7 protein-coding genes are annotated in these 15048 nt (G+C 34.8%); 2 read left to right on the top strand and 5 right to left on the bottom strand.

Going from position 1 to position 15048, the window contains the following annotated elements; genetic code table 11:
• Positions 1 to 37: 37 nt before the first annotated feature.
• The 5 genes from A3EM_RS0127530 to A3EM_RS0127510 form a co-directional block, all read right to left on the bottom strand.
• On the bottom strand, positions 38 to 448 hold the full coding sequence (locus tag A3EM_RS0127530) for a Dabb family protein (protein ID WP_020531475.1): 411 nt from the start codon (positions 446 to 448) through the stop codon (positions 38 to 40).
• Between the two features lie 323 nt (positions 449 to 771).
• Positions 772 to 1536 (bottom strand): deoxyribose-phosphate aldolase, encoded by a 765-nt coding sequence (deoC, locus tag A3EM_RS0127525; protein WP_020531474.1) that lies wholly within the window; start codon positions 1534 to 1536, stop codon positions 772 to 774.
• An 84-nt stretch (positions 1537 to 1620) separates the two neighbouring features.
• Positions 1621 to 3399, bottom strand: coding sequence for a glycoside hydrolase family 9 protein (locus tag A3EM_RS0127520; RefSeq protein ID WP_020531473.1), 1779 nt, complete (start codon positions 3397 to 3399; stop codon positions 1621 to 1623).
• Between the two features lie 302 nt (positions 3400 to 3701).
• The gene (locus tag A3EM_RS0127515; RefSeq protein WP_020531471.1) at positions 3702 to 4418 is read right to left on the bottom strand and encodes a GntR family transcriptional regulator; all 717 of its coding nucleotides are present in this window, start codon (positions 4416 to 4418) and stop codon (positions 3702 to 3704) included.
• 144 nt (positions 4419 to 4562) lie between these two features.
• Positions 4563 to 6416: a transglutaminase domain-containing protein gene (locus A3EM_RS0127510; RefSeq protein ID WP_020531470.1), complete on the bottom strand. Its 1854-nt coding sequence runs from the start codon at positions 6414 to 6416 to the stop codon at positions 4563 to 4565.
• Between the two features lie 671 nt (positions 6417 to 7087).
• Here A3EM_RS0127510 and A3EM_RS0127500 point away from each other — a divergent pair.
• Together A3EM_RS0127500 and A3EM_RS0127495 are read left to right on the top strand one after the other, a co-directional pair.
• Positions 7088 to 7567, top strand: coding sequence for a pepsin/retropepsin-like aspartic protease family protein (locus A3EM_RS0127500; protein WP_020531468.1), 480 nt, complete (start codon positions 7088 to 7090; stop codon positions 7565 to 7567).
• Between the two features lie 361 nt (positions 7568 to 7928).
• The gene (locus A3EM_RS0127495) at positions 7929 to 14951 is read left to right on the top strand and encodes an FG-GAP-like repeat-containing protein (protein ID WP_169513415.1); all 7023 of its coding nucleotides are present in this window, start codon (positions 7929 to 7931) and stop codon (positions 14949 to 14951) included.
• The last annotated feature ends 97 nt before the right edge of the window (positions 14952 to 15048 follow it).

Here is a 15048-nt window from a genome sequence, read left to right as displayed (position 1 = left end):
AATGAGAGGTTGAGAAAAACTCAACCCCAAATCAGCTTTAACTTACCACATCATAAATCTGGACTTTCTCCCAGATATCCGATGATTCTTTAATAAATCTTTTGTGCGCAGGATGCTCCTGATAAGCATCATGAGCGGCTTTATCTTTAAAAGTTACAATTAGGGAAACGGTATAGGAGTTATCTACCACTTCTCTTGGAGTATTAGCCGGAAGCCCTACATGAGAAGCCATAATCTCATCCACTTCATCTAAAAATGAAGTTAAGCTCTTTAAAAAAGCATCATTTTTTTCTTTATTATCAGGCTCTTTAAACCAGAAAAATACATGGTGAATAAAACCACCCGGAATCTTTTTGTTAGGTTTAATTTTAGCCCATGAAGGAAAAGCAAATAATCCTGCTCCGGTTAATAATCCTGTAAATGCGGTAAAAAAAGGTCTTCTTTTCATTGTTTTAATTGAATTAAAAATTTGAAGTGGCAATTTACAAATTCTTAGTAATTTGTCCTTTAATCGATCAAGGAAACCATACTCCTGGACATTTTTGAAAATTAGGGTCTAAAAAATAAATTAATACTTGTTTTTCACTCGCCCTACCCCCCTCCTTTGAGGAGGAAATTTACTTTTTCCCCTTTGGAGGGGATAAAGGGGAGGATTTTAACCGTAAAAATCAGATATGCACAATTGTATACTTGACGGAATATTTTCAATTTAATTAGTTTTTTGTCCTTTAGTCGATCAAGGAAACCTTTTTCTACCCGCAAGAGCCTTTCTTAGTAACCTGAAGTATCTCCGGCTGCGTTGGCTTGTGCTTCCGCATCATAATCGCCAGTGAATCGCTTTTTAGCTTCTTCAATCATGGCGATGGTCGCTGTAGCCCCAACTCTGGTTACTCCTAATTCTTTTACTGCAATTAAATCATCAAGTGTTCTTACCCCTCCGGCAGCTTTTACCTGCACCTCTGGACCAGAATGCTTTCTCATTAATTTTAAATCGGCATGAGTAGCTCCCTGATAAGAATATTTTCCATCATCTCCTTTTACAAAACCATAACCAGTTGAAGTTTTTACAAAGTCGGCTCCAACTTTAGTACAGATTTCGCATAATTTGATTTTGAATTTGTCTTCAGGAAGGAAATCATTTTCAAAAATCACTTTTAGAATTGCACCATGCTTGTGGGTTTCTTCGCAAACGGCTTTCACTTCAGCTTCTATATAATCCCAGTCTTCCTGCAACACTTTTCCGATATTTACCACCATATCAATTTCTACTGCTCCGTCCAGGCAGGCTTGTTTGGTCTCCGCTACCTTGATGGCTACAGTAGAATTTCCTTGTGGAAAACCAATAACAGTACCCACCAAAACATCACTACCTTTCAATTCTTCAACTGCCAGTTTTATTGCATAAGGCTTAATACATACTGATGCCGCATTATACTTTTTAGCAATTTCACACCCTTTTATTAAATCTTCATCCGTCATGGTGGGGTGAAGCAAAGAGTGGTCAATCATTTTTGACAGTTCGGTTACTTTGTCCATTTTAATTGAATTTATATTTAGTTTTAAATAAATGCACTCTGATTCAAAACCGGAAAAGTAGTGATGATGGTGGGCAAATAGTTGTTAGCCAATATATCCCACTTTCCTTTCCGTTTTTATTTCTTTTGGTAATAAAATTGAAAATGCCATTAACGTATTCGATAAGGGGCAATTCCAGTATTCTGTACTGCTCCAATCCGCTCTGGCATCCATATCTATAAATATTTCGTCTTCTTCTTCGCCTCTGGGCCCTACACAAAATCCTCCTACATCTGTGCCCAAAAACCTGCTGTGCGGCATGGGGGTATTATACCCAATTCCCGAAACCAGACAACTGTTTAGCTGATTATTGCCCAGCAGCCAGTAAAGCTGATCCCAGGAAGCCTGAGTCATCTCATTATCTCCCAAAACCTTTCCGGCAAGTGCTAACCCATGCGACCAACTAGTCCAGTGACCGGCAAGGCCATGCGTGATTCTTTGTGGAGAATTTGGAGGCAAATAAAACCTGAATTTTAAACCGTTATCCAAATCTCTGTAAACATCTATTTCGGTTGCAGGTTTGAAATAACAACCCAGAGGAATTATGCCAAATGGGTTGGTTTTCGTGATGTATTGCACATACTTTTCCCAACAGATGAGAATAGATTTTCTGCATTTTTCTACTACAGGATGATCGGGGAAATATTCCATAAACTGCGCCTGCCCGATAATAGGTTGTGCTGAGTGTAGAATTGCCCGGTAAGGATCATCTTTTTTAGCATCCATAAACCAAAATCCGTATTCTTCACTTTGCAGGTCAATTAATTCATCAAGCATCACTGTTACCTCTTCCATAGGGATTTTTCCTGCCAGATGGAACTCTATTCCGGCACATAATCTCCAGGATCTCACCGAGGTCCAGGTATGTAAAGGATCTTCATCCTTTTTAGTTTGGATAAAATCCCACACCCTGAAAGCAGCTTTTATACAGGTTTCAGCCAGTTCAGGATCATAAGCTTTTAAAGCTTTGGCGGCCCTAAGTAAAATGTATGAATTAATATATTGTACAATTGGATTATACTGCACCCTTACCCTTCTTTCATCTCCTGATTGTACTTTGTTATCAGTAAAGTGGTTTTGGGAGTTATCTGCATAACAGCCAGAATGATTCTCATACCACCAGCTCATGCCCGGTTGTTTTCGTCCTTCGCCACCAGCACCCAATTCTTCAAAAATCATCCCTGTATCAGGGTCTTGCATTTTAAGGATGAATTTCACTCCCCAAATGGTTTCTGTGATCAGGTCGTTATCGGTTACGTTTTCCTCCGCAAAGTGATTCCATTTTAATCCCAGTCTTTCGTGAATATCTAAAAAACCAATAGCTGGCAGATTGGTCATAGTCATCCATTTCCTCAAATCTCCTGCATCATTCCAACCTCCTGAAGCATCAATATATTCGCCATTATCTGACCTGATGCCATCATCTGCATTTATAGGTCCTCTCCATTCGTTTTCAAAATTTCCCGATCTCCAGTTGTGAATATGGTCCAGAAAAAGCCTTGGTAATCGGGAAAAGGCACCATCTGTAATTAAAAACTGGTAAGAATGACCTATCCCATCGGGAAGGAAAATTCTAAATAAACCTGGTTGGGTAAAATCTGTAAAATCGCCCTGTAGAAATGTTCCCAAATGATTTTGAACTTTTTTTAGTGGCCCGGTATACACTGTTTGCCAGTTTTCATAGCCACCTAAAGATTCGGCTGTATGAAGACTCATGTTCTGAATGGTGAATTCAGTAGCTTCACAATCCTCTATGGTGACTATCTTCCTGGCATCACACAAAAAGCCTACATGATTTAAGAATACGTTGGGTCTGTTTTTCATATTTCAAATAATTATGTCTGGTATTTAAATTCAGGTGTCCAAGTTAAGTAAAGATAAAATAATAACATCCGTTTTCTACTTGTTCTTTTTGCCCAATAGGTCTTTGTTTTTTTGTTGCCTAACGCTGCTATGCTCCTCAAAAACGCATCTTCTTGGTCAAAAATAATGGCGTATAAATCCGGATTTAATTTTTTCAACTTTACTAAAATAAATACCTATAAATATTCTTAGTCAAAAATCATTTTTTTACTTTAATTCTAGTTTAAGTTTTTGGAATCGCTTTTCTTACAATATTTTTATTCTTAGTTAAAAATACTTCCAATAGAATATTGCTCTGTATTACAGTATAAAGAACTGTATATAAACAAGCCATCTCTATTCGTACGGTACCTCCTGAAAATATGAAGAATCGGACTTTCCTCTTCGGTCTGCAATAAACCGGCTATTTCTTCATCCGCTGCAATTGCCCTGATGTCCTGCTCCAGATTAATCACTTCTATTTGATAATTATTAAGCAAAGTATCGAAAAGGGAATTGTTGATTAAAGGTTTACTTACAAATCTGGGTAAATTCAGGTTTGGAATATAAGTAAATTCTAACATTACCGGGTCCTCATCAACCATCCTTAACCTTTCCAGGCAAATACAGCCTGCAGCTTTTTCTATATCAGTTAATTCATAAAAGAACTGATCATCCCATTTGGTTAAATAAGGCTTTTTCAATTCTTTATTTTTAATAGCATGAGTGGTCTGGCCAACTACTTCGGAAAAACCTTTAAATGAAAGAAGTCCAAGTGTTTGCCTTCTGGAGCTAACTATACTCCCTTTGCCCTTGTGTTTGTAGATATACCCATCCTTCACTAATTCACTTAATGCCTGACGAACCGTAGCTCTATTCAGTTCATGAATAGTACTAAGTTCATTCTCAGAAGGCAACAAATCTCCTTCTTTGTAAACACCCGAAAGTATTTGTTTTTTAATTAGGTGCTGGAGCTTTTTATATTGAGGTAAATCTGACATTTTGTATGAATATGAGCCAAAGGTATATTTTTTATCCTGTATATACAAGTTAATTTATTGAATTTTTAATAATGCCTCTTAATTGTTTCTAAGGCTTGTTTTGAATTTGCTTTTCTTGCACATGAGTATACAAGTGTAAAGGTTTCATTTTGTTGGGGTCTTCCTGCCTATGCTTCTTTGTAAAGCACTTGATTTGGAGATCATCATTTTGGCTAATTCCAATTCCTCTGAGAAATAATTGTTTTCCCGAATAGCGATAAAGGATAAAAAATGGGGATAAACTATATTGAATTTTTCATATTTACTTTTTCCCCATAGCAGATCCTTCCCGGCTGTCTGGCAAAAAGCTTTTTGTTCATTGAACCAGGAAGTCATTTGTTTTAAATTTCTTTGAAAGATTAAGTAATCATTTATAAGTCGATCTTCAAACTCTTTGATGTTCAGTTTAAAGTCTTTGTTTTTCAATTCATCAAAACTCCATCGTCTTATAATATTCCGATATTTGCTAGCGATTACTTCTTTTTTCTTAAGGTATTGAAAAAGTTTGTTTGAATTTTTTCTGAAAATATTATTCATCCTGGAAATATCCTTCTCTCTTGTATTTAATAGGGTTATTAAACTATCTGTTACCGAAATTAAAGATTTGGTTTTAGGGAGAAAACGATGTTCCATCTCCACATTTAAAAGTGAAAATTGGGAATTGATTTCATGAATATGGTGAAGAGATAGAAGTTGAAGGTTTATAATAGAATCGTGATTGAGCTCGCATTCGTATTCAATTCTCTGGATTGAATCATTAAAAATACTGAGTTGTTTGTCATACTCGGAGATTTGTTGTTTCAGTTTATTTAATTGTTGTGGGTTCGGTTTTTTTGGGCCAGACCCTGCATATTTCCAATTTTGAATAAGGTTTTCCAGTTCTTCTGTTTTAATCTGAAACCCATTTGCCCGGTCATTATTTTTGAAAGCTAATCCAATATGGCTTTCTACAATACTGGTGGTACTTTCCAGTCTTGAATTTATCCTTGAAACATTTCTGTTCATATCTCCATAATCCAATAAGTACTCCTTATGTACCCGATTAATTTCATCCAAATGATTTCTGAAAAGTATACTCGCAGAATCAATCTTTACTTTAAGTGCATTTAAAAATTTGATGTCATCAGTAGCTCCTTCCTGAAAGTGAAAGTCACAATATTCAAAGTGTGTCAAAGCCAAATCAAAATGGTTTATAGGATTAAATTCGGATGCCTTATTCCCTTCAATTTGTTTTTGCCTCCACAAAGTCGTATTGTAAAACTTTTCGATTAAATCAGTATAATTAATTGGTGAGAGATGAGCAGTGGAATCAATTTCAAACAATGGATTTACAGGTCGGGGATCTAATGTAAGTTGAAATTCGGGGATATTTGGAATATGCGTTTCATTCAGAATATCTGGAGATGGACAAAAATATTCTTCCGATGGATTTCGAATGAATTTGATTTTCTGTGAAAAGTGGGGCTGCTTAAAAATTTTAGTTTTGATGAAATTTGTTCTGTATTTTAAATCACCACTTCCAAAAGTTGCATCAACTGCATACCACTTTGACTCAATTTTTATGAGATTCCAATAATGGAAGGAATTTATTGCCCGGTATTTATAAGGCATGAAATGAGATTTAGAATAACCTTGTACTTGCAGAGATGGAATTCCGGCAACCTGACACATCTGATGGAAAAGGTTGGAAAATCCTAGCTGGTTGGTTTTTCTCTTTTGAATTACTTTGTGTGGGTCTGAAAAGACTTTTTTTCTCGGGTTTGTACTTAACTTTATATGATGAGTAATCCAATCGTAAATAGCTTTAACCTGTTCCTTTTTATCTGTATGTGGAGTAATTATTTTATGAGTTAATTTACTCACTTTGGTAAGAGCTACTTTTGTTCTGACTTGTGAATAACTTCCTGATATTGAGATAAAAAGAAATATTATCCCGATAATGATAATTTGAAATTTCATTTTTTAAACCAAGTGCTGGATAGAAGAAGCTGTAATTTTGATGCTTATGTTTTTCAACTCATATAAACGGATAAAAAAGACAGCTGCTTTTAATTATTTTTTAATTGATTTTACCTAACTTCTATGGAAAAGCCATGGTTTACAAATGTATCATTTTTTATTTTACATTAATTTATTCCATCTGCAAAAAGGGGAAAATAGGCTACTCAATACTTCATCCAACCTTAAATTATTGGTTTGTAATCAGGTTTAAAATGAAAAAAATATGATGAAATAATATTCCCAAAAGGAAAGTCCAATGGATATTTATAAATGGAAAAAGGGGATTAATAAATAGTTTTAAAAATCTCATCAATTTAACCATTTAGGTAAAGATGATACATTTCCGGTATTTTTTGGCTCATATCTGATAGCTTAGGGAGTTTTGGCTATTTACCTTTGACAAGCATATTAAACCTTTGTAAAAATACTATTCCAGAGGTTGAATTATAACAATACCACAAACTTTCAACAATCCTTTAATTTTCCAAAACTGAACTATGTACAACTCCTTTCCAACGGATAGGAAAGTTAATTGGTGGCTTTTGAAATGAATGTATATTTCAATTCATAAAGGCCACTTCAGTTGTTAAGTTTTATTTTTTGCTTGTAAACCAAAGATTACTAACATTATGATGGCTTTATTTTCTTTTTTTTGGGTAGTCTTTTTTCCTGTCGTGGAAAATTCCTCCGATGTGGATTATTTTTATTTGGATATTATCAGCCTGGATGATAAACCAATTGTGGAAGGGGTAATTAATGGAAAAAAAGCATATTTACTTTTAGATACAGGTTCTGACAGAACGATTGTTCATTTAAAAGATCAGAAAAAGTATGGTTTTGGAATTTTGGAAAAGCACAATCCTAATTTGGAATTTACCGGATTTGGAAACACCCGGGTAAGAATGAAAAATGCCTATAATGTGAAGCTTCACCTGGTAGGGAAGGAAATCGTAACACCCTACGTAACCTATGATATTTCCCCAATTGTAAATTCAACTTTTGAACGTACAAACATAAAAATTAATGGGATTATTGGTGCTGATACCATGAAAACTTATGGCTTTAAAATAGATTACAGCACAAGAAAAGTTCGGATAAGAATGAATTGAAGATAAGATGACCTGATCTTATCATGTTTCCAGTCCGTTAAGTTTTGGTGAATTTTAGTATGATAAACCTTTCATTATTGGAAGGTTTTGTTGTTTTCTGAAATAAAAAACTGATTTAATCCTTATTTAACCAATAATTATTGCGGTGATTAACATTTGTTAACCAAAATTAAAAATAAAATTTAGCATATTTGAGAGTCTTGTAGAACAATTCTAAAATTGCATTTTAACTACGTACAGAACTGTATTTTACTATCCTCATTTTTGGTCAATTCTGAGTTGTGAATTGATGGGGGGAATTCCTATAAGCAAGATAACTGGACTACTATTTTTTAAGACTGTGTTTAACTGATCTATGAATATGAATAACAACTATTATTTTCAACTGGTTTTCACCACCTTGCTTTTTACTACAATAAGCTCCTTTTCCTATTCTTCCATTGAGCATAAAATAAATGCTACCCGAATTGAGGTTGAAAATAATTTTGTGGTAGTGACCGATGAAGGAACAAAAAGTGTTATTGAAGCGGATTATGATTGGATAAAAGATCCAAACGGTGAAGTAGCTGTAAAACTATGGGATGCTGGAGATAAGTTAAAAATGGAATTTCAGGTACCAGAAGATGGAAAATATCTAATAAAAGTACGGTTAAGGTCCGGTGAATCGGGAGATATCAATAGGTATTGGAGAGAAAACGGATATGAATTAAGTGTAAATAATAATGTTTTTAATTTTACAGGAGACCAGAGTAGTATTATTCAATATGGAACCTCATATTGGGGAATAATGAATTCTCCAGAATTAACCTTAAAGGCTACAGATAACAATGAAATTTCTATAGAAGCAAAAGCTTACTGGGCAGGTGTAGATTATATAGAAATAGAAAAAATAGAAGGAAATCCTCCGCCACCCCCTTCTGGTGATAAAATTGAATTTGAAGATCATTTTGTTGCTGTGATTGATGGGGGAGGATATCCTATTGAAGCCGATCCTGAATGGATAAGAGATCCAAATGGGGAAATTGCCGTAAAACTTTGGGATATTGGAGACCAATTAAAGATGACTTTTAATATTCCAAAATCAGGAAAATATAAGTTAAAAGTCCGGTTAAGATCAGGTGAATCAGGATATAAAGACAGGTATTGGACAGAAAATGGTTATGGAATCAGTGTGAATAATACTGGTATCAGTTTTTCAGGAGTTTATAATAGTATAGTTCAATATGGTGAATCTTATTGGGGAATATTGGAGTCAGTCGAATTAAACCTGAATGCTGGCAATAATGAAATTTCCGTAGAAGCAAAAGCCAAATGGGCTGGAGTAGACTACCTGGAAATAGAAGAAGTGGAAGATAATGGTGAAGTGAAAATTACTATAGAGGATGTTCCCAATCAGTCCAGTTTTGTTGGCGATGAAGTGAGTTTGCAGTTAAAGGCGAGTGCTTCTAATGGTGGGGAATTGGTTTATGAATCAGACGATCAAATTAGTGGATTTTTTAATGGATTGGAGCTTAATAAAGAAACCGGATTAATTTCAGGTACAGTTACTAAAATCTACTCTGATCTTTTTTACCCTACAGAAGCAACATTAACTGTAAAAGTCTCTCTAAAGGATAATCCATCAATCTATGAGAATTTTATATTTAATTGGAAAATTGATATTCACCGTGTTCCTTCAACAAGTAAATACGAAATGGAGGACAATTATACTACCTTTAAGGATGTAGGGACAAATGGAAAGGTTGAAATTATTGGCGAGGCCATAAACAATGATGGTAAAGGAAAAGCGGTGGCATTATTTGATGTCGGAGATCGGATTCATTTGGGTTTCAAAATACCAGAGGACGGAAAATACCAATTAATCGTAAGACTACGTGCCGGAGATAAATCCAGCCAAACCAAATACTGGCCTTCAGGTTATTCTTTTAGTATTGATGATGTGGATTTATCTTTTATAGGTAATAATAGTAGTCTTTCAGGGCTTCAGAATAGTTTGGGAGGATCGTATTGGGGTGAAATGGAATCCCCTTTATTAAATCTCAAAGCAGGAGAATATTATGTGGAAATAGAAGCTGAATCTCCGTGGGTGGCTGTGGATTATTTGGAAATTGTGAAAAATGATGGAACTGCTCAGGACTTATATAAGCTACAGCTTCTTTCAGGAGTAAGTTTAGAAAACATCCAGGACGCGAAATGGGTGGATGAAGATAAAGATGGAGACCTTGACCTTTTTTTGGCTAGAGAAAATTCCAATGAAATTGAGTTTTATAGAAATAATAGTGGACATTTTAATCGAAGTATAATAAATCTAAATCTTGAATCAAATTTTTTAGTTTATAATATAAATCTGAGAGATTTTGATAGTGATGGAGATTTAGACTTTCTTATATATGGGTCAGATAATGTTCCAGGTTTCATTACATCTGAAATAAACATATTTCAAAATAATGGAAATGGGACATATGATGAGATTCCTATGTTTCTAAATGTCTATGGTAACTTTGAGTATAATTGGGTAGACAGCGACCAGGATGGAGATTTGGACATCCAAGGGAGAGAACATGAAATCCAATATTCTCAAGATTTTAGACTTCTATATGATAAATCTGAAAATTCCTTTTCTAATTATCCCAAAAGGGGAGTTTCTGGACTAGGCTCATGGACGGATTTGAACAAGGACGGATTAAAGGATTTTTTGCAGCATGGTTATAGATTCGAAAATGGCCCTTTTTATTTTTGGACAAGGCTTTATATGCAAGGTGAATTTGGAATATTTAAAGATTTAAATAAGGGATTTCCTGATAAGCTTTATGGAGAATGGTTTGATTATGATGGAGATGGGGATGTTGATATTAGTTCAACTACTTTTTTTAAAAATAATGGCAATGAAAATTTTAGTAATTCCGGTATAAGGACTCCTGTATATCCAAAAAGTATAAATGGGGTTTCCAATATCCTGACTACATTGGATTTTAATGGGGATGGTCATCTTGATTTTTTTACCAAAGACGGTAAACTCTATATTAACTCATCTGATAAAATAAAATCCAAACCTCAAATTCCTGCTAATTTAAAAGCGAATCCCAATTCACACAGTGTCCTTTTGAGTTGGAATGATGTCAGGAAAGAAGAAGAGGCTTATAACTTATATATTCGAAAAGGAAACGAAACTATATTTACTTCAGAGTCGAATAGAGATACAGGCTATCCTCAAATAACCAAGAATCATTTAAAGTACGAGGATTATAGAAGTGGGCTTAAAGAAAGTGACCCTTTAAGGCCAAAAGGAAATGTAGGTATTGCTCCAATATTCAAGGCACGTGAACTTGCACCCGGAACTTATCATTGGAGTGTACAAACTGTTGGTAGTGGTCAACTGGCTTCAAAATTTGCAAGTGAAGGTTCATTCACCATTAGCAATAAGGACTTTCCATGTAGTATAGATAAAGTAGTGCTTGCAGAAACAAGTTGTTCCAACTTTGGTAATATTCTTCTTCAAACAGTAGAGATCTATTTTACTAACAGACCATTTGGTACTTTGGTAGTGAATAACAAAGAACTCGAAGTTATTTCTAATCCAATGGTCGTAGGTTTTGCTCCTGAGCCAGGCGAACCAATTGACCTTTCTGTTTATTTTAAGGAAAATCCTGAGTGTAAGTATGAAATAGAAGATTTTATCCTGCCTCAAAAATGTGATGATTGTTTTAAAAACAGGGTATTAACAACTCAAAAAGAAGTAGATGAGTTTAATTGCCGAGTGTTGGAAGGTAATTTATATATTGATGGAACTGATATTACTAACCTGGATGCATTGCATATTTTAACTTCTGTAAAAGAGACTCTTTTAATCAAAAATTCCCCAAATCTGGTTTCGATAGAAGGCCTTAAAAATCTAACAGAGGTAGGAAATATGGAAATTCATAGTAATGATCAACTTACTTCATTAAAAGGATTAGAAAATCTTCAGAAAATTACCCAATTGGCAATCAACTTTAATCCTTTATTATCAGATTGTTGTATTCTGGATAAGTTAAAAGATTTTGTTTCTGGTAACCTGATTATAAAGAATAATGCTTTTGGTTGCTATTCATTGGAAAATATACAAAGGGAATGCGGCTTATCCCCAAATTTCTTCCAGGCTGAAGAACATTATCAGGTGTTAAATGATGTGGGTTCGAATGGAACAGTTAAGGAGTTTAATGAACCCATTTACAAAGATGGCTCTGGAAAAGGTGTTAGCATTTTTGATGTTGATGATGAGTTTAAAATTGATTTTAATGTAGAAGAAAATGCTAGTTACCGCTTGGTGGTAAGGTTAAGAGCAGGTGGAGAGGTGACCAATGAGGCTTATTGGCCTAACGGTTATCAGTTTAAACTGGAAGGGAAGGAGGTGAAACTTGTTGGTGATAATACTACCCTTTCTGAATTTAGCTCTTATTATGGTGGTGCGCATTGGGGTGACATGATTTCGGATACCGTAAATCTGGAAGTTGGTGAAACTTATAACTTAGCTATTAAGTCTGCCAAGGCCTATGCTGCGGTTGATTATCTGTTTGTGGAAAAAGTAGGAGGGGTAAGATCAAACAGACCTCCATCGGAGTTGAAATTGAGCCAAAATGAAGTTGGAGAGAATGAAAAAATAAATACAGAAATTGGAGTTTTTTCCGGTAAAGACCCTGATTTTTTTGATCAACTCGAATTTTCCCTGGTAGAAGGAAGTAACGATAATGAAAAATTTGCTATTGATGAAAATAAGTTGATTACCCGGGAAATTTTCGATTTTGAACAAAACCAGAGTTTTACGATCAGGGTGAAAGTTTCTGATAAAAAAGGTGGGGTATTAGCTGAAAACTTTACGATTAATGTAAAAGATGTTTTCGAAAACTCATCGCCTACCGCAGTAGCATTATCGGGCAATACGATTAAGGAAAACCTTCCTATTGGAAGTATAGTTGGCGAGCTAAGCACCATTGATCCTGATACTTTTCAGGTACATCAGTTTGAGATAAGAGGAGGTTTGGATAGTACTAAATTTGTAATTGATAATAATCTGTTGAAAACTAAAACAGTTTTTGATTTTGAGACACAAGAGTTCTTGAAGGTTATTGTTTTAGCAAAAGATGAATATGGGGCTTTTGTAAAACAGGAATTTACAATTCAGGTATTGGACGAAGAAGAAGCTCCTGAAAACCAGCTTCCTACAGATATTTTAATTGACAATTCGGGAATAGAAGAGGAACAGGCTCCGGGAGCATTAATTGGAGTTTTATCAGCTGATGATCCGGATATTGAAGATTCCCATACTTTTGAATTTGCTGATGGAGAAGGAGCCCTTGACAACGATAAATTCCAGATTGAAGGTGACCAATTAAGATCGGCCAAAGTGTTTGATTTTGAAACTCAAAAAACCTTCAGTTTGAGGATTAAGGTAACTGATAACAATGAAGGAGAATTCGAAAAAATCATTATTGTAACTGTAATTGACAAAGAGGAAAGTGTGGAAAATTCCTCACCAACCGATATTTTGCTTTCAAACAATAATATTAAGGAAAACGTACTGCCAGGTTCCAATATTGGGGATTTAACAGGTATTGATACGGATTCCGCAGATGTGCTTTCGTTTGGTCTGGCTCTTAATGGAGAAGGAAGTGAAGATAATGGTAGTTTTATTATTGAAAATGGGCAGCTTAAAAATGCAGTAATTTTCGATTTTGAGGAAAAGAAATCCTATCAGATAAGGATCCAGGTTTCAGATGGAAATGGAGGGAGTTTTGAGAAGGTTTTTTCTATAAATATTGAAGATGTAGAAGAAACAATAGGGAATAATTTACCAACTGATATTCTGATATCAAATATAATTATTAATGAAAATGAAGGTAAAGGCGCTTTTTTAGGGAAGCTTTCCGTGGAGGATTTAGATAGCTTGGATAGTCATCAATTTTCTGTATTGGCTGATTTTGGTGGTGACCAGCTTTTTGAAGCCAAAGGAGACAGCCTTTTTACCAAAATTAATTTCGACTTTGAAGAAAAGGAAAGTCATAAAATCAAAGTGGCTGTAAGTGATGGGAATGGAGGTGTTTTTCATAAAGAATTTGTTATTCTAGTCTCCGATGTGGATGAATCACCAGCAAATCGTAATCCCGATGATATTAAACTCTCCAATGTGAATTTGGTGGAAAATGCGCCTGTGGGCACACTTGTTGGAAAACTAACTAGTTCAGACCCAGATGAATTCGATAATCATACATTTTATCTCATAGAAGGAGAAGGAGATGATGATAATGGCAAGTTTTTCATTATTGGAAATGAAATTTTTTCGGGGGGAATATTTCGCTACACCGAACAAAAGGTCTTTAGCGTAAGGATAGAAGCTCAGGATGGAAATGGTGGAAGTTATCAGGAAGCATTTAGTATTTTCTTAACCCAAACTGAAGTAGGTTATAGCATCGGAGGTATTTTATTCCAGAAAAACGGGGAGAGGGTAAAGCATGCGAAAGTGGTGTTGTATCAGGAACAGGAAGATGGAAAATTCCAGAATTTTACTTCTCAGGAAATTGTGGAGAGTGATCTCTATGTTTTCACTGATGTTCCTCAAGGCAGATATTTCATTAAGGCCATACCTGATAAAAAAGTATTTCCAAATCTGCTTGATACATATTTTGGAGATGTGATTATCAGAGCTGATGCTAATAAAGTAACACTTTCCAGTGATAGTCTCAATCAAAATATTATTATCCAGCAGATGGCTGCCGTAGTAGGGGGAAACTCTTCTATAAAAGGAAAAGTGGTGGCTAGTTCTAATTTTTCCGGAGGAAGAATTGTAAGTGGGAATGCAGAAGGAGATCCTTTGCCAAATGTTCGGCTTTATATTCTTCAATTAAATATAAATGAGGTCATTGCCGAGACTTATTCTGATGAAGAAGGGAATTTCGTGTTTGAAGGACTAGCCATCAATGAATACAGGGTATTGGCTGATTACCAGGGTATTCCGCTTGATTTGGGAAGCCTTTCATTAGGTATAGATAAAAGTAATGAAGAAAAGGAAGTGACAGTAATAGTAGGCAACGAGAAAATAATTATTGAAAATAAATCTGTAACCGGGCTTGAAGACGAAATTAGTCTGGAAGGAATTAGTGTTTTTCCTAATCCGGTTAAAAATGAATTTTCGATTTTATTAAAGAATCAAATAAATGGAAGTTACAGTTTAGTGATTTATGATGTACTGGGAAAAATACTTGATCAGCAGGTTTTTGAAAAAAATAGTCAGGACTTTAGAAAAGTTTTAAACCTTGAAAATCTTCAACAGGGATTATATATTCTGACTATAAGTACCGGTACATACAGTTATAAAACCAGAATTATAAAAGAAAATCAGAGCTTTTAAATTCTGGATTTTTTCAAATAGCTTTTTGATGAAGTTAATCCCTTTAAAGAGCGACCTGTTTAAAAAAAAGTGGAATTAACTATTGTTAACAGCTGAG

The sequence above is a fragment of the Flexithrix dorotheae DSM 6795 genome (assembly GCF_000379765.1).
In the GTDB taxonomy this organism is placed as follows: Bacteria; Bacteroidota; Bacteroidia; order Cytophagales; family Flammeovirgaceae; genus Flexithrix; species Flexithrix dorotheae.
Note: the sequence above shows the minus strand (reverse complement) of the source record. Positions and strands in the feature narration are given on the sequence as shown.